At 34.1% G+C, this 16867-nt stretch carries 24 protein-coding genes and 1 pseudogene; 2 read left to right on the top strand and 23 right to left on the bottom strand.

Annotated features, from left to right (window positions below; translation table 11 throughout):
- Together IFO66_RS24290 and IFO66_RS03015 are read left to right on the top strand one after the other, a co-directional pair.
- Positions 1 to 105 (top strand): IS3 family transposase (locus IFO66_RS24290; protein ID WP_192023678.1); only part of this gene is annotated, 105 nt, incomplete at its 5' end.
- Between the two features lie 76 nt (positions 106 to 181).
- Positions 182 to 630 (top strand): annotated as a pseudogene (locus IFO66_RS03015) (GNAT family N-acetyltransferase).
- A gap of 10 nt (positions 631 to 640) precedes the next feature.
- On the opposite strand, the gene IFO66_RS03010 reads toward IFO66_RS03015, so the two are convergent.
- The 23 genes from IFO66_RS03010 to IFO66_RS02900 form a co-directional block, all read right to left on the bottom strand.
- On the bottom strand, positions 641 to 1297 hold the full coding sequence (locus IFO66_RS03010) for a GNAT family N-acetyltransferase (RefSeq protein ID WP_192023677.1): 657 nt from the start codon (positions 1295 to 1297) through the stop codon (positions 641 to 643).
- 29 nt (positions 1298 to 1326) lie between these two features.
- Positions 1327 to 1779, bottom strand: coding sequence for a hypothetical protein (locus IFO66_RS03005; RefSeq protein ID WP_192023676.1), 453 nt, complete (start codon positions 1777 to 1779; stop codon positions 1327 to 1329).
- Positions 1780 to 1909: 130 nt separating this feature from the next.
- Positions 1910 to 2455 carry a GrpB family protein gene (locus tag IFO66_RS03000; RefSeq protein ID WP_337912556.1) on the bottom strand — a complete coding sequence of 182 codons (546 nt, stop codon included), beginning with the start codon at positions 2453 to 2455 and terminating at the stop codon, positions 1910 to 1912.
- 33 nt (positions 2456 to 2488) lie between these two features.
- Positions 2489 to 3061 carry a hypothetical protein gene (locus IFO66_RS02995; RefSeq protein WP_192023674.1) on the bottom strand — a complete coding sequence of 191 codons (573 nt, stop codon included), beginning with the start codon at positions 3059 to 3061 and terminating at the stop codon, positions 2489 to 2491.
- Positions 3058 to 3597, bottom strand: a complete 540-nt coding sequence (locus IFO66_RS02990) for an AAA family ATPase (RefSeq protein WP_225445472.1) — start codon at positions 3595 to 3597, stop codon at positions 3058 to 3060. The genes IFO66_RS02995 and IFO66_RS02990 overlap by 4 nt, the downstream gene beginning before the upstream one ends.
- Positions 3598 to 4183: 586 nt before the next feature.
- Positions 4184 to 4867, bottom strand: coding sequence for a hypothetical protein (locus IFO66_RS02985; protein ID WP_192023672.1), 684 nt, complete (start codon positions 4865 to 4867; stop codon positions 4184 to 4186).
- Positions 4868 to 5395: 528 nt separating this feature from the next.
- Entirely contained in the window at positions 5396 to 5863 is a 468-nt protein-coding gene (locus tag IFO66_RS02980) for an NUDIX hydrolase (RefSeq protein WP_192023671.1), read from the bottom strand.
- Positions 5864 to 6018: 155 nt separating this feature from the next.
- Positions 6019 to 6579, bottom strand: a complete 561-nt coding sequence (locus tag IFO66_RS02975; protein WP_192023670.1) for a hypothetical protein — start codon at positions 6577 to 6579, stop codon at positions 6019 to 6021.
- A gap of 175 nt (positions 6580 to 6754) precedes the next feature.
- Positions 6755 to 7204 (bottom strand): CPBP family intramembrane glutamic endopeptidase, encoded by a 450-nt coding sequence (locus IFO66_RS02970; RefSeq protein WP_225445471.1) that lies wholly within the window; start codon positions 7202 to 7204, stop codon positions 6755 to 6757.
- A gap of 301 nt (positions 7205 to 7505) precedes the next feature.
- Positions 7506 to 8051 (bottom strand): GNAT family N-acetyltransferase, encoded by a 546-nt coding sequence (locus IFO66_RS02965; protein ID WP_192023669.1) that lies wholly within the window; start codon positions 8049 to 8051, stop codon positions 7506 to 7508.
- Positions 8052 to 8156: 105 nt separating this feature from the next.
- Complete coding sequence (locus IFO66_RS02960; protein ID WP_192023668.1) at positions 8157 to 8459, bottom strand: antibiotic biosynthesis monooxygenase family protein; 303 nt, start codon at positions 8457 to 8459, stop codon at positions 8157 to 8159.
- Positions 8460 to 8472: 13 nt separating this feature from the next.
- Positions 8473 to 8925, bottom strand: coding sequence for a hypothetical protein (locus tag IFO66_RS02955; protein ID WP_192023667.1), 453 nt, complete (start codon positions 8923 to 8925; stop codon positions 8473 to 8475).
- Between the two features lie 142 nt (positions 8926 to 9067).
- Positions 9068 to 9640, bottom strand: coding sequence for a hypothetical protein (locus IFO66_RS02950; RefSeq protein ID WP_192023666.1), 573 nt, complete (start codon positions 9638 to 9640; stop codon positions 9068 to 9070).
- Positions 9641 to 9990: 350 nt separating this feature from the next.
- Positions 9991 to 10776 (bottom strand): HAD family hydrolase, encoded by a 786-nt coding sequence (locus tag IFO66_RS02945; RefSeq protein ID WP_192023665.1) that lies wholly within the window; start codon positions 10774 to 10776, stop codon positions 9991 to 9993.
- A gap of 119 nt (positions 10777 to 10895) precedes the next feature.
- Positions 10896 to 11345 (bottom strand): VOC family protein, encoded by a 450-nt coding sequence (locus tag IFO66_RS02940; protein ID WP_192023664.1) that lies wholly within the window; start codon positions 11343 to 11345, stop codon positions 10896 to 10898.
- Positions 11346 to 11610: 265 nt separating this feature from the next.
- Entirely contained in the window at positions 11611 to 12009 is a 399-nt protein-coding gene (locus IFO66_RS02935) for a hypothetical protein (RefSeq protein ID WP_192023663.1), read from the bottom strand.
- Positions 12010 to 12243: 234 nt separating this feature from the next.
- Positions 12244 to 12528 carry a type II toxin-antitoxin system RelE/ParE family toxin gene (locus tag IFO66_RS02930; protein WP_192023662.1) on the bottom strand — a complete coding sequence of 95 codons (285 nt, stop codon included), beginning with the start codon at positions 12526 to 12528 and terminating at the stop codon, positions 12244 to 12246.
- Positions 12516 to 12698 carry a hypothetical protein gene (locus IFO66_RS02925; RefSeq protein WP_192023661.1) on the bottom strand — a complete coding sequence of 61 codons (183 nt, stop codon included), beginning with the start codon at positions 12696 to 12698 and terminating at the stop codon, positions 12516 to 12518. The genes IFO66_RS02930 and IFO66_RS02925 overlap by 13 nt, the downstream gene beginning before the upstream one ends.
- 359 nt (positions 12699 to 13057) lie before the next feature.
- Positions 13058 to 13615 (bottom strand): hypothetical protein, encoded by a 558-nt coding sequence (locus IFO66_RS02920; RefSeq protein ID WP_192023660.1) that lies wholly within the window; start codon positions 13613 to 13615, stop codon positions 13058 to 13060.
- Between the two features lie 181 nt (positions 13616 to 13796).
- A complete protein-coding gene (locus tag IFO66_RS02915; protein ID WP_192023659.1) occupies positions 13797 to 14354 on the bottom strand; it encodes a hypothetical protein in 558 nt (185 codons plus the stop codon).
- A 464-nt stretch (positions 14355 to 14818) separates the two neighbouring features.
- Positions 14819 to 15544 (bottom strand): hypothetical protein, encoded by a 726-nt coding sequence (locus IFO66_RS02910; protein WP_192023658.1) that lies wholly within the window; start codon positions 15542 to 15544, stop codon positions 14819 to 14821.
- A 165-nt stretch (positions 15545 to 15709) separates the two neighbouring features.
- Positions 15710 to 16216 carry a hypothetical protein gene (locus IFO66_RS02905; protein WP_192023657.1) on the bottom strand — a complete coding sequence of 169 codons (507 nt, stop codon included), beginning with the start codon at positions 16214 to 16216 and terminating at the stop codon, positions 15710 to 15712.
- 239 nt (positions 16217 to 16455) lie between these two features.
- On the bottom strand, positions 16456 to 16719 hold the full coding sequence (locus tag IFO66_RS02900; protein WP_192023656.1) for a MafI family immunity protein: 264 nt from the start codon (positions 16717 to 16719) through the stop codon (positions 16456 to 16458).
- Positions 16720 to 16867 lie beyond the last annotated feature (148 nt).

Genomic DNA, 16867 nt, shown 5'->3' with positions numbered 1-16867 from the left:
TTATATGATTATGTAAACTGGTTTAATAAACATCGTGTTCATGGCACACTAGGCTACATGACGCCAGTTCAGTACAAAGCAGAGGCCCTTAAAAAAGTTGTCTGATTCACTGTTGACAGTCCATACCATCTTTCTATAACTGTTATTATGTATTTACCGAACTTAAAATGGAGTGATATCATTGAAAATCCATTCAGAGCGACTAGAATTAGTCCCCATTGATATAGTCCATAGTCATACTCCTATCTTCGCATACTATATGAACAATAAAAAGCATATTCAATTATACATAGAACAATTAATTACTGATCCTGATTTATTAGGTTGGGGTGTATGGTTAGTTATAAGTAAAGATGCCAATGAAGTAATTGGTGATATTGGGTTTAAAGGCAAACCCGTTAAGGAGACTGTTGAAGTGGGTTATGGTTTCATGCCGGAAGCTCGAAATAATGGCTATGCAACAGAGAGTGTTAAAGCCTTAGTAAATTGGGCGTTTTCAACTAGTAAGTGAAACATGTGATAGCTGAATGTGCTGTAGACAATCATCCATCTATTAAAGTTCTTGAGAAATTAGGAATGCAACGAGTAAATCTCACGGATAAAATGATTTATTGGAAATTAACCAATTGAATCTTATTACTCATTCACCAGTTATATTCACATCTATTCCGTATTGAATTAAGCCTAGTTTTTGAGCAACTCTTTGTGAATGTAGATTATCCCATGACGTACTGTAAAGTGGAATGTAACCAAGATTTCTTACTTGCATACTCCATATTGCTACCAAATTAGGTGCAATCCCTTTTCCCCTATGCTGCTCAAGCGTAAATAAACTCGCTTCTATCGCTTGGTTGGATTTTCGGGCACTGCAACAAACCGACACTGCGTGTCCGTTATCGATAAATGCGATAATTGGACTTTTATGTTCATATTGTTCGTTAACATCATTGAAATATCTATTTAAATAATGTCGATTTGATTCCGTGATTATACAAATATCCTGGTTCATAAATGATGGCAGCTTAGGAACCATATAAGCAGGCCCCATCCAAATACGCTTAAGCTGCTTATATGTACGCAATATATTACATAGCGCTATGATATTAAGATCAGTTCGGATCTGCTGATCAATTTCATCTTTTAGAGATTGAGGTAAGTCAGTTCTAAAGTATGTAAAGATTGAGTTTCTGGTTCTTCCGAAAAAGACTAATGGCACGTTTGCTTGCTGCCCAGGATCATTAATTCCTACAATTTTATTGCCATCAAGTAAATACAAAGTTTTTGCTTGAATTTGCATAAGTTCATCGTCACTTAAAGAGATAGTTATCACACCCTCAACATTTTATTTATTTCTTTCATTTTCTCTTCTAGCAGATGTAAGAACTCACTATCCATTTCGAAGGCACCCTTTAATAGGGTTTCAACAAATGTATTCTCCGAATATCCAGATCTCTTGACTGAATAAGCGATCTCACAACGGCCATTTTTTTGACTAATAAACCTGACTTCCATCTCCTCTGGAGACATTGATCTTAGATTTAATACCTCTGCTCGCTTATTATTGGCTTCTTTAAATTTCTCAATAAAATCATTCAACACTTCTTGCTCAATCCAAACATCTACCTCGCCAGAGAAACCACGATCTATTATGTTCACAATATAATTTATTGAAGAAAGATGCTCCACTTCGAGTTCTACGAAAGTAAATATAATTTTTGATTTACTATCTTTTGACTGGATCACAAAATCATATTCGCCTATAGGATTGTTAACACTCATTCATTTCATCCTTTCCTAAACATGTTGGATCTACGAATTCGAAAGAATTAGGTGTGAAGTGTGACTGGCTCTATGATATACCTTTGTATATACATGTTGCATTCACCTACTTTATAAAAGTACGATTATTTCACAAACTATCTTTGTACTCATTCATGATCCGCGTAATAAATTCTGTCTTTCCTTCCGTATATGCTGTTCGATTGTTTCTGAATGTATGGGACAGTTGGTTCTTTACATTTGTATACTCAGTAACCAATAAAGGATACTTTCTTAATATCTCTCGAAACAAGATATGTCTTTTTAGTTCTTCACTCTCTCTATTACATACATATAGATGATGTTCTTGCTTTACCATCCCTTCATTACTGTAAGGCACATAACCATCCTTTCTTGCAAATGCTTCTCTATTCTTAATGCCCAAATCACCTTCATGAACATATCCTAGTTCATCTAGCTTTTTAATTACCTCTGGTAAATGCTCCATAGATTCAATTACTACATCAACATCTATGATTGGCTTGGCTGCAAGCCTCGGGACCGATGTACTTCCAACGTGCTCAATTCGTAAGGCAAGATCATTAAGTTTTTTTGATAAAATGGATTCAATTATATGGAATGCTTTTGGCCATTCTTCATTGTATTCTTCAATAACTACTGATTTTTTATTTTTCACTGACATTCACCTTCTTATCTTGAATATACTTACTCACTCCTTGTTTAGCTCGTAAAATATTCCATTCCACCCAAATATCAAAGCTTGCTCATTTTTTATAATTAATGCTGAGTCTATACGTGACCCGTCTACTATTTCAATTATCCGTACCTCTTCATCATCAATACCAATATCGCTCAACTGAATTCTATAACCTTCAAAGAACTTCGATTTTGAATATTTCTTTTCCGTATATATTGGATTCTTTATCTCAGTGTCGTCAAATCGCGCTAATTGTGCTGAATAGGAAGCTTTTTTACCAATATTAGTGCTCTCATCTGTATCAACATAAATCGGTGCATATCCTGCTACTTTACTAATCTTCCAGTTTCCAAAGTACGTATTGGTTCCTGTGTCTTGTTTTTCATCAACCGGCTTAATCTCATCTTCAAGCGCATGTTTATTTGCACTGGCACTCTTAAAATCCGTGTTATTTACATTTTTTTGTTCTTCATGACTAGTCGTAACTTCATCTTTAAGCTCATTCTTATCAACATTCGAGCATGCCGTCAATAATACAATTGTAGAAAGGCACATCACAACTAACATGAACTTTTGTTTTTTCATAATTGCCTCCTTCTGCTGTCCTTGTTTATTTTTCCGATGATTACTTCTATTACTTCACTAGTCTCAAGTTTATCCGTTGTAATATGTAATTGGAAGTTGTTGTCTTGCAGAGCTTTAACACATCTAGGCGTTTGTTGATACTGCCAGCCTCCAAGTACATCTCCACGTTTGGCTAATCGCTCATATATAGTCTCTTCTGAAGCTAATAGACAAAAATGATGCAAATCTTCATCTATTTCTTTAAACCCGTTGTAAATGTACTTAAAATATTGTTCCTTATAGATGGTCATAGGTACGATTAAGTGTTTATTGTACTTCTGCTTTACTTCTTTAACCGTCTTTACCGTTAGTATTCTCCATAGTTCCATATCTTGAAAATCATCCGTCCGTTCATCCACTTGCCTAACAACTTCCGGGATGAGGTTGCGAAGCATATAACCTATTTCTTCAGGGTCGTATATCATGCTGTTTTCTATCAATGGCTGGAGCATATTGGCTGCCGAAGTCTTCCCAGAACCATAAGCTCCATTAATCATAATGATCACTTTATCACCTCTGTAATGGAAATTGATATGATAAAAGCATTGACTCTTTCCACATAAGGTCTTCGTTGTTCACAAGCCTCACTATCTTCGGTCTCGACAATGTTATTTGTTGTTTTTTATATAAATATCTAGCGCTACGATTCCTCTTCGAGCAAGCCTAATAAGTAATATCAAAAAATAAATGGAAACACCCATCATAGCCAGCCAAAACAATTGAACGACAATCACACTAAATGAAAAAATCATTCCTCACCCTTCTTTCCATATTGTACTATCTTCCTTTAAGTACCTTCAAAATCTTATACGTAGATTTAGTTTCCGTTAGAGCAGGTAGCATGAATGTTGTTGAGATACAAATTTGATCTAACTTTTTATTCATTATTTCTTCTCCATCATTCATCAACTATATCGTATAACATATCGATATTCATAACATTCCACCGACTTAAAGTTTGACAGCAGCCAGTGCAATGTAGTTGGTCAGCACGGATGTGTCCGCTACAGTAACAACTCTACCTGTCTCTTCTAATGTAGTGAGAACCAAAAGGCCGGAGGCGTGAACATGATGTTGAAAAGTTTATCTCCCCCATAGCTGTCTATCATAAAAATCTAAGCAAAGTGACCATCCTGTTAATTGAAAATTCTTTGTGTATTTTCTTCTTTCGTAGTAATCAATGTGTTCATGTGCATGATATCCCGGATATTGTAGATATACGTCTCTTCCTTCATGTTTTATTGAATTTGCATCACTAGATATATTTTCAAACACATGTTGACTACCTATTAAAAATAATGTTTCATAATTCTCCGTAATATCTAAATAATCTTTGTGTTCCCGGTACCAGTACTTCCCCAGATTGCTTTTTCTATCGAAATCATCGTTAAAGTCATATTGTTCTATTTTAAAGTCTTTTTCTTTTCTAATTAGATTTCTAATTTCTTTCCAATCATTTGTTTTAAACTGAATCGAATGATGTAATAAAACAAGATCATTTCCTTTATCTTTAATCGACCATCTCTCCAACAAGTAATCAGTCAATTCAGTACTTCTTGTATTAAAATAAACGAGACTGTCTTTTGTCATGGAAGACAGCAAGAACATTTTTTCCAGTATATTTAAACTAGTCTCATTTCCTAATATTATTCCTCCACATGTATTGGTTTTAAGAACAAACAAATCTGGTATTGGTTCTGCTGTTGTAATCACTTTATAAATCTTTTTACCAAGAGTTACTTCATATCTCTTTATCGTTATTATCATTTTATTTTGTACGTCCTCATGGATTAATTTCCAATAACCTCTATACCTGTTTGTTTTCGGGGATCATGTAGACAAATTGAAATCAGTTCAATCAAGGAACTTATGTAATGTTTTAATGCTTCATCATTTACTAATTCGAGAATGAAAATTAGTTCCTCTTTAAACCAATCTAGTTGTTGGAAGTTCAATTTCAAATCTCCATACACATCAATTAAAGAAGAGTACTTAAGTCCGTATCCTTGTCCAATGCATATCATTCTTGTAACTATTGCTGTAGGTATACTATAAGAATTGTCATACACTGTGTCCCCGTCTTTAATAATGAAAAAATCCACTGTTTCTTCGTCTAGGTAATTCTCTACCTGTAATAGTCTTGAGTATACGTTTCTCATTTACTTTCCTTTCGTATTTGACGAATTTCGCACTATGATCTCTTGTATCTAGGAATTTATATCTTCATGCGCACCAAATGTGAAGCCCTCATTGCAAATACGACGCTCTCTTTTCACAGATAAACTGCCAGCATCATCAGTTAGTTCTTACATGTTTGATTGTGCTTGTATATTGGTTATTTTCTTCTAGAAGTAAATCCAATAATCCATCTGGAACTAACTTCACATCATCAGTTTTGAAATAACTTATAGGTTTCCATTGGGCTTTGTAATTATTGCTTCCTTCAACTCCCTCAATTTCTTCAAGTTCGTATAATGACTTCTCTCTCATATTTACTTCGTATATAAAATCAATTTCATGTCCCATATCATCTGCAGTGCCAAAAATGTTTTCAATAACAGAAATCAATCTAGGTTCTTCAATTTCTTGATTCAGTTCTTCTCTAAATTCTCGTATTAAAGTTTGCTTGCTATTTTCACCGAACTCTATAGTTCCGCCGATGGGACGATAAAAGGTTGTACTGATCCCCAGGAAATTAATCACTTGGACTAAAATATTTTCATCTCTTCTAACAATCCCCAAAGATACTGATCTGATCCTCATAACAATTTAGTCCTCCTTTATGTAGTGTGCAGTATGAGTAGGCTCCGTTATAATAAATAGTTTGCTCCATCCTCACTCGGTTATAATTCTGTAAAATTCATATACAAATGCCCCGAATCATAAATATAACAGTTATTCATTCCGTCCTGACTAGCTTACAAAATTTTTTTCTTCTTATATTTCCAAAATCGTATCATCGTTACGGAAATAATTATTACCGCAGCAATAACAACTGTAGAATAAATCATCCAATTTTTTGAGCTTGATTCCAGATCAGACTGGATTATTGTCGTTCCAGAACCTAATTCTTTTATTATGTTTTCAGCTTCGGAAATAGGTAGGTTTCCACTACAGTAATTCGTTTGTAATAACTCTTCCTCTTGATATGAAAAAACGAGATACGATTCACCTTTTTTAAACCCTATTCCACAAGAAGCCTCGTTGCCATCAAAAGCGTAAATCGTTACTTTATTGGATTGATTACCTTTCCATACTGTATTTACTTTAAATGTATACTCTCTTAGTCCATGGAATTGAGATTGCTTTGTGCCGCCCTTTTTTATTACTTCACCTTCAAAAACAACTGAAGATCGTTCTAGTATTTCTTTTGTACTTCCACCAGCACAACTGCATGCATATGCTTTGTTGCCTGTAATTGATATTATTCCGCTTAAAAATAACAGGGCACTGATAATAACAACGATTATTTTTTTCATTAAATCACTCCCTTTTCATCATATATATATCAGTTATGGTTATTTATTCACGAAACGCCTCAGCCATAGATAGCACTTATCATAGGCTGGGGCGTTTGTTTTATAAACACTTTGCTTATTCAACCTGCTAACCTCCCCTGCTTTAAGTATTGTTCGTTAACTGAACTTTCACATTCTAAATCTTTATTATTTTCTTTGAAAAGAGAATTGAAAATGAATTAAATACAATATGTAATATTAGTGATAACAAAATTGATTTTGTCATCACTGTTATAGCTCCCAACAGTATTCCACCTAAAAATGCTAATATCATGAATCGCATACTTTGTGCTGATAATTTGTAGTACTGTAAATGACAGATCGCGAAAAGTATAGCAGTAATGATTACGGGAATCGTTACTGGCATATACAATACTTCCAATAATGTATTACTACCAAAGAGAGGTTCAATGTTCGGTAATATCAACCCTCTAAAGATTATCTCTTCTACCACCGGATATGTTATAGCAAAATTAATAATGTTGTACTTCCCAGTTGGGTTATAGCCAGAAAATCGTGCTGCGATCACATTAATGACAATCAGCAGACTAAAAATCGATATCGCTTTATCATAATGAAGCGGCATATTATAAATATAGTTATTATTAAATAGAGGGATGAGCAATCCAATTATTAGAGCCCATAATAATACAGTGTATTTACTAATACTCCTGTAAGGAGTCATTCCAATAGCCACTTCTACGAGCTTGTACGAAAAAGTTAAAACTAACGATATGAAAAGATATATCATATCAACTCTCCTAAGAAATCTTTATTTTAAGTCTTTCAGATGTGTCTACTGAGGCTCACTTCCTCAAAATCCTTCAGGTGACCGAGACCCGAATGACCCAAAGCGTGATCTACACTAAATGGGACTCTTCTAAAATTCATTGTCTTTTGTTCTTGTTTATAATTGAAAAAATCACAGCATCAATAAACCGATCCTTCTTTACATAATAGTCTTTAAGTATTCCTTCCTCACTAAAGCCTGAACTTATCAAGAGATTCCTTGAACCAACGTTATGTGGATATACTAGCGCTCCAATTCGATTTAATTCAAGCTCATCAAAACCATAACTTATAACTTTGCTTAAAGCCTCGAACATGATTCCTTGGCGCCAATACTCAGGAGACAACTCATATCCGATTTCCGCTCTATAATGAATGCTAGACCAATTATGATAACCACAAGTTCCTATGATTCGATTATCCGTTTTAAGTGCTATTCCCCATCGAATACCTTGTTGATTATTATACCTATTATTCCAATTTGTAATTAGATTTTCAGCTTGCTTTACTTCTGTGAAGCTTTCCAAATCATAAAACTGTGTCACTTCATCTTTTGAAAAATAATGAAATACATCGACTGCATCCTCAGTTCGTAATTCTCGAAGTATAAGTCTTTCAGTTTCAAGAGTTGGAAAATTTCTCATAGATATACACTCCTTAAGATTGGTTTAATCTAACGTAATAGTATCTACGTACCCATCAAGCTTAAGCTGCAAAGCGCTGGGGCAACCAGGCTTATCTTTACAGAATTAATCCACATCTAACTGAATATTCGTATAATGCTCTACGATCGGAAATGGTTCATAAAAGTGGTGTAGTATCTCTTTCCATTCTTTATATTCCTCGGATTCTCTAAAACCCTTTGTATGGTCTTCGAGAGTTTCCCATCTTACTAATAAAATATATTTATTATTTTCTTCCATACATTTCTGTAATTCATGGTTTATATAGCCCTTCATTTTTGAAATTATTTGTGAAGCTCTACGGAAAGCTGGTTCAAAACTATTAATCAATTCAGGCTTAATATGTAGCACAGCTACTTCAAGTATCATATAAAATTTCTCCTTATATCCATCTAAATATTTTCCCACTAGTTACTTTTATCCTGTTCATTTTTGCCCATTGTTTTAATTCTTCTATATGAATCTCTTCGTTATTCTTAAATCTGAAATGTAAATCTATCGAAACTAATTTACTTCCATATAGCTTGATAGCGATACTTTGTACAAAATAACCTTCAATTATTATTTTTTCGATTTTTTGTACTGGTATTTCGGTATGATTAATCTTAATTTTATTTTCTGCGAATTCTAGTTCATTATTTTTTCTTAGACCTAAGATCCTCTTCAAAAGTACTACTATTTGTATCAAGATAGCTAACAATAATAAAATTGAAAAAATAACAGACAATAAATCATCTTTTCGCATGATTAGTAATAATAATGGAATAAATAAAATAGAAATAGCCACTTGGACATACACAAGTTTAGGTAACTTGATTTCATATTTCTTGTTCATGTTCTACTTTAATCCCTTTCACACTGGTTTTTGATACCGTTCTTGTTGTTCAAAAATATTTCATTCGCAAATTAATAATCTTCACAATGTCTAACTTTTCTCCAGTAAAATCATGTTCTGCTATATAGTGTGGTGTGCTCACTCAATAATGATCATTAAATCTCTTAATCCACCAATTCTTCTCCAACAAATACTCAGCTTTAATTGGCATTAGTATAAATTGTTGATTTACCTCAATGGGTTCTCTTAAACCTGTATATACTAAATCGATATCTAGCTTAAATGGTTTAATCTCACTTCCGACTTGACTCTCGAATTCTTCCACAAAAGCTATTATATCTGGTTTAGCTTCCCAATAATGCAATGCAATTTGACCGCCTGCAGGCATATTCCACCAACTTATAAATGATGGCCACATATTTATTAGTACAGCCTTCACCTCTTCTTCTCTAATCATTGAAAACTTAGGAGGATCTAAAATTAGATACTTTTGATTTTCTCTTTTCAGAATGCCCTTTTTATAGATGATTTGATTCCATAGCTCTATCCATTGCTCTTTTAATTTTTCATTACTTCGCCCAGCATGTAAAAATTGACCAGTAGGCCAAACAGCCCCTCCGAATCCTTCTGTTAATAGACCATGTGCACTACCTACAAACATAAGAAAATTTAGATCATAATCTCCTGAAATACAAACGGACCAAGAATTGTTCATTGTAATTAAGTCCTTTCAACCAGCATTTTGAGAGCAGGCCGTATAACGTTCTTTGATACATAATGTGGGACAAAAACGAATTTGTCCTGTGCAAATACTTCCTTAAATTCACTTCTAGGATCGAACGCAAATGCCCAATGCATGAATGCTGTATTATCCGAAGCATATGAATTCCTTCACAAAAAAACATCATAGATTTCACTAAGAAATTCATGATGCTCCAAAATTAATAATTATTTAGTATGCCTCCTAGATTAATGCAATACTGTCGCCATTTCTATTGCTATTACTTCATTGTTATTTGGGTTCACTACTCCTTCTATCATCGATCTCTTATAACATTCTTTTAATCACGACGTCCGACAAAGCCTTTCTAAAATTACCGCTACTCCATCTTTATCATTTGTTTCTGTTATTTCTTTAGACTTTAATTTCAACTCATCTATTGCATTCCCCATCGCAACTGGCCAACCACAAATAGTAAATAATCCAATATCATTAGAATCATCACCAAACACCATAACTTTATCGAGCGAAATATTCATTGATTTACATAGAGCTGCTACTGCATTTTCCTTAGAAGCTCTTAGTGATGAAACTTGAATTAAATTTCCATTGTCTGTTATTAAAATGTTTAATTTCTTCTTAAACTTCTCTTGGAATGCAACCAAATCAATAGTCCCTGAGAACAATATTTTTGATGCCTCTAGCCTTTTCAGTTCTTCAAGTGGCTTGACGATAGGATTTTTTTTGACTTTCATAAGTGTTGTGTAATCGTGGTCTCTTAAACTCAACCATTCATCTTTTACTTCTACACTTATATCGAGATCAGGATAACTATTTAAACAATAATCCAGCACCTCAGCTGTAACTTCAACTTCAATTGGAGCATGAGCCATAATTCCAGTATGCTTACAATTAATGTAGGCACCATTGTAATATATAAATGAACCAATTTTATTTAGTTCTTCATTAATAATTGACCTGACTGCCCTAGGTGGTCGTGCTGTTGCAAAAATAAATTTCATACCTAGATCTGAACATGCCATTATGGCGTTAAAATTTCGTGTTGAGATTTCTTTGTTTGAGTTGAGAAGTGTCCCGTCTAAATCTAAGACTATTATTTGATACTTCATTGATTATCTCCTCTCGACTCATGTTACTGGTTATTTCGCCTAACGTTCCCGTATTCACGACATCCGACAAAACTGAATGTGTCCGGAGCTCTCTTAAGTATAGGCTTTTTTATCAGCCGTTACTTACTTATTTTCTCCGCCAAACCAATTAGAATTCCTTCGACTCCACGAATGTAACAGAGCCGATAAGAGTCCTTATACTGAACCACTTCACCAACGATCTGAGCACCATGCTTACTGAGTCTAGATACCATTTCATCAATGTCTTGAACTGCAAACATGACGCGCAGATAGCCGAGAGAGTTTACAGGGGCATTCCGGTGATCTGATATAGTAGCTGGTGTGAGAAATCTCGAAAGCTCAATTCGGCTGTGGCCATCTGGGGTCACCATCATAGCAATTTCTACACACTGAGAACCTAGTCCGGTTACGCGACCAGCCCATTCCCCTTCGACATTGGCTCTCCCTTCGAGGACCAAGCCAATCTCCTCGAAGAAAGAGATTGCATTATCAAGGGATTCTACAACGATGCCGACATTGTCCATTCTTAGTAATTTGTTATTTGTCATCCTTTTATCTCCTCATGTACAAATTTACTACCTGTTCATCTTCTATATTGTTCAAATCAAGTGCTACTTTATTATTTCAAAAATGATACTTTGTAATAATTGTTGACAATAACGAGAAGTCCTAGTACGAGGAATGAGAAATTGGATTTATTGATAGGTCATATAACATTTTCATGTTCACAGCGTCCAAATACTTTATGTAAGCGCTAGTGAGCTGCTCTATGAGATTAGATGGTGCAGATGTAACTTTACAATGACTCGCAAGTTAAAACTTCACTTCATTAGGCAATTGATAAATAATGTACTTCCCAGTCCACATCTGCGATTCCACAATTATCTGCTCTGCCGCTTTGTCTCTCATAAATATGTAACCCGAACCTAGTTGTTCAACAAAATTAAAACCCAATGTATTAAATTGTTTGATGAGTTCCGTTTTACCCCCTTCCTGATTGCCTTGATAAACATACCAGTTATAACCACTTTTATTTGTTAAAAACTGAAAAGAATTATGTTTATTGAAAATCACTTCATATGCTTGCTTTCTGCTCACTCCTTCAACGGGAACTTCAGGCAGATACAACCTCAAATTATAGCAAACGATACCGACCACGACCATTAAAACTCCTACGATCAGCATCACGCTTTTGATCCTAGTGGTTTTCATTATCTCTTACTCCCCTTAGTTTTATAAAATATCTCGATTAGTTCCACCTAACGTTCGTGTATTCATAATGTCCGACGAAGTCGGATGGTTTCCACAGCAACTACTCATCTGAATCCACTCTTGGAACCAGTGTCGCGTGCCCGATGATTGAATGCATTGTTATCCGAAGCATGCTTGAATTTCTCCACAAAAAAAACATCATAGATTTCATTAAGAAATTCATGATGTTCTAAATCATTTAGTAAGCCTTCTAGATTGATGCAATACCGTCACTACTTCTACTTCATCTGTGCTTATCCTATATATTATTCTGTAATTCTTATAAATTTTTTCGCGAATTCTGTTTTCCTTAAATTCGGCCACCATTCTTCCTGAGAAAGGAAATTCAGTAATATCTATAGTCGAAGTTATTAATTGTTTAATAAAGTAGCTGGCATTTTCTTCTGAGTCAAGCTTTATATACTCATAAATTAATTCCAAGTCACTCAGGGACCTTGGCGACCAAGTTAACTTAGCCATTTAGAGATTTGCTCCATTGCTTCATTATGCGGTATGCCCTTACCTTCATTTAATTCACACAATCCCTCCTCTATTCTTGCCCTGACATGTAATTTGTATAAAATATCCTCCATTGTCACATCCTCAGGAAGATCCTGTATAAGTTTGATTACTTCACCTTTAATACTCATTGAACTTCACCTCACGAATTTCATTGTTACTTACATTATACACCTTCATTATTTCGCAGTGTTATTATTTATGGGTTTTAAACTTCCCTTTTATAAGCTTATCTCCTAATGTTTCGGAATTTTACCCCTTATATACTCATCCATTATTTTCTTCACTTTTGTTTTTGTAAATTCATCCATGTTTTTCTCCTTCTTGTGTGCATTTTTATTTTTAGCTGCCTTTTAATCCAATTCATTGATTTCTCATAACGTTGTTGCATTCTCGACTTCCGATGTTGTTGGGAATGTCCCGCTGCCCTGCCTCACTGCCAATATCTTGTGCCGGACCGAGGAGGAATGCCCAATTCGTGAGTATTATGTTATGTGATGCCTTTGCCTTCTCGAATTCGCTGTAAAATATCTACGATTAATAAGCCTTCTATGTCTTCTATTTCAACTCCATATATTACTGAAATTTTCTCATATTTCTCGTTTAACATCTCGTCTGTCCAACAAAAATCATACATAGAACTTTTATCACTCACAAACATTTCATAATAATCCATTTCAAGTACTTCCTTAAAGAAATGAACTGCTTCAATCTCGTATTGATCCATTCGATCAACACTCGCAAAAGTTAATTGAACCTTCTGACCAGGTCTAGGAAGTTTATTCCCCTCTAATTTATGTTTATCAAATTGTTCTTTTAGCTTTAAATAAGCTTCCTCTTTAGATTGTCCATCTCCATTCATCCAGTACCAATTAATTATTCTTGCTTCCCAAGGATACATCGTGAGATTAGACTCTGATAGATCAAGTACTTGTTGTTGTCGAAATTCAATTGGGTAGTCTTGTAACTCCCAGTTTGATTTAAAAAATGAAATTATAAATTTGTATGTTCTTTTAATTGGTCTTGTAATTTGGGCGAATTGATTCATTGTTTTCTCCTATACTCAAGTTTTGCACAGGTTTCACATTAACATTGCCGTATTCACGACGTCCGATAAATGTCGGATGTGTCCACACAAACTACTTCATTGTATCCACTTCTGGGACCGAGGGCGTATGCTCGATGCGAGAATATGATGTTAGATGAAGTATACGACTTCTTCAAAATATCTAGATTATATCTTTGAAGTCTTCTATAAAATAATTATTATATTCTTGATTCAACTTATAATTTGTATACATATCCTTAATTGTTTTTGACGGCCCGCCATATTTCCTAGCCAAATATTCTCTAACTTCAACTATTGTTTCTCCATCAAATAAATAAGAATCTAAACAAAAAAGATCTGGAGCATATAGTGGATTTCCAAATATATATGAAAATTCAAAACAAATTTTACGAAAGTGATTCTGTATAGTTTCTTCTTCTAGAAAATTCCCCCATCGTACATACGAACGAAGTTCGCACAAATGTTTGCCTAAATAAAATGTAAATCCGCCTGGTCCACCCATACTAACAAATCCTTCTTCTAGAAACTCTTCCTCAACAGTCCTATTTCTTATAATATCTTCTGGCCATTTCCAGTCGTCTATTTTTGTGTCATCGTAAGTACTCGCCACACTATAAAAATATTTGAATTTTTTTTGATTATTTAAATACATGGGGAGATCACGTAATTCTTCTACTTTAATACAATGTTCAAAAAGTGCGGTGAAGTTTACACCCATTCTATTCCTCCTCACGTATATTTCATCTAACGTTCTTGGATTCATGACGTCTGACACAGTCGGATGTGTCCGCAGCATCTACTTTTTCGAATCCTCTTCTCGGACCATGGGCGAATGCCCGATGCGTGAATATGGTAAATTCTCTACATGTCCTTACATCTAATAATATCTTTTTGAATTCTTTACATTTATTTATGAGCTAGTGATTCATTCGGTTTAAAAATCATGTTCTTAAATAAAATTCAATTTTTCGTTTTTTCTGCTTATTTTGCGGTTTTAAATCCATAATATCTGCCCCAGGCTCCATACCCATGTTAATGCTAACTGAGTTACTTATCGTATTAACTATACGATCACTTTTACCACAGGTAATCAATCTTTTAATTGGTTTCAAATATCTTTATTGTCTTTAGGGGCTTCAGTTAACGTTCTTGTGTTCACGACGTCCTTCTTCAAAGAGGAACTTAGACAATTGGCATTTCATCAATATTTATTTTCAATGGTGTTTCGTAAGATTTAATATGAAAATTAGCTATTTCCGAATTTCTTGGCTTTAGAATAATAATTCGATTTGATTCGGAAATAGTTGATACCAAATAAAAAATATCTTCATACCTCTTAAGTTGAATAAGAATTGATTTCCTCTTAATTCCTGTTGTTTTCTCCAAACATTCAATAGATGCTCGAGATATTTTGTTTTCTGGTCTTATTTGATAACTAATAATTATTGTGTATTTCTTAGTATCCTTAGTTAGATGAATGATATCTATATTACTTCTCAGTTTTACTAATTTCTTGAAAACTTTATCAACAATACAAAGTTGATCTTCTGAGATAGCGATTGACTTTAACACGTTAGTAATAATTTCAATTATATTGTTCTCTTTATCTTCTTTGGATTTTAAATTAAATAGATCAGGTGAAACTCCAATATAGTAAAGTTTCATCCATTTTTCAGGTCTATTTGCCGATTCTTCAATCTCTCCCTCAGCCAAAAATGGTGTTAGTACAATATATAAATGATGAAAGTCTCTAGTGACAAATTCTAATTCTCTTAGTTTTCTTGAATATCTGTCACTTAGAAAATGAATTGATTTGTCAATAGAATAAATCTCTCCAATATAGCTTGGAAAAGAACTTCGAGTTTTTTCTTCAAATAATCTAATATCACGGATTATAGTATTCTTCAATTTACTTCACCTCATAAAAGAATGTCGCATAACATTCTTGGATTCAAGACGTCCAACACATGTCGGATGTGTCCGCAGCAACTACTTCTCCGAATCATACTCCAGACCGAGGGCGTATGCCCGATGCGTGAATGCTGTGTTATATGCTGTCGTGTTCATCTTCGATTAGCTATTAAATATCTCTATATAATACCCATCTGTTTCTATATGTTCTTCGAACTCTTTATAAATTGACTCAATTTCATTTGGTGGATTACCAAATCGTTTATTTAGAGATTCAATAATTTCTTCTATGCAATATTCGCTAAATACATAATCTAATCCCCAATGATCTGGTAGATATACGACTCTATCCTGGTTAAAATATTTTGCAATCTCAAAACATATTCCCTTGAGTAGCAATCTGGTTTCATTATGAGAAAGAAAATGACTCCAATATCGATCTATCCTGATACAAGCAACGTTGTATTCGTTGAAAGATAAGTCAACCGTACCATAATCCAAAGTTATATACTTATTATCAAAGACACTCAATTTTGCATTCAAATTCTTATATTCATTATTTATCAGATTTAATTGAGGAAACAAATTGTTGTTTCCTATATCGTTTGCAAACTTTTGATAATCTAAATCCTTAGAAAAATGTAGAAGTGCAGTAAATCCTACCCCCATGCGAAATCCCCTCTTAAATAGTTTTTGACCACGATTGCATATAACGTTACGATATCCGCGACGTCCCACCGACTTATGGCTGCACCAGCAGCCTTAAGTCGGTGCGGATGTGTCCGCCTGATTACACTTACACTCCCCTGCCAATCCCCTTCGGACGGACCGAGGAGCCGCCAGGCTACGATGCGTGGATATAATGTTAGCTGATGCCGTCGACTTCTTGAAATGCTATCAGAATATCCCTATTGTTTATTTATCAATTGTTTAAGTTGAATCATTTCGTTTTCATTAATTTCAATTTTCATGTCATTCCTAAGTTTTATAAGATATTTAAAAATATACTCGTTAATAATGATTTTTCTACTCAATGTGATTGATACTAAATTCTCATAAGCTATTCCCCATTCGTTATGGTTTAAGTACTCATATATCTCTTGTATTTCTTCTTCTTTGAGTTTTTCTATCAATAAATTCATTAAAATTCTAATTCTATCTTCAGTAATCATATTAACCCCACACTCAGTTATATTTCTTTGATTGTGTTTTCTATACTATTGAACTTAACTAGCTGTTCGATTGGTATTGAACTGTTATAAATGAGGTTTGATGATTAGTCTTATCCAGCAATTCGACGGTTTCAGCTAACGTTTTTGT

It is taken from the genome of Paenibacillus arenosi (genome assembly GCF_014841135.1).
GTDB classification, from domain to species: Bacteria; Bacillota; Bacilli; order Paenibacillales; family Paenibacillaceae; genus Paenibacillus_B; species Paenibacillus_B arenosi.
Note: the sequence above shows the minus strand (reverse complement) of the source record. Positions and strands in the feature narration are given on the sequence as shown.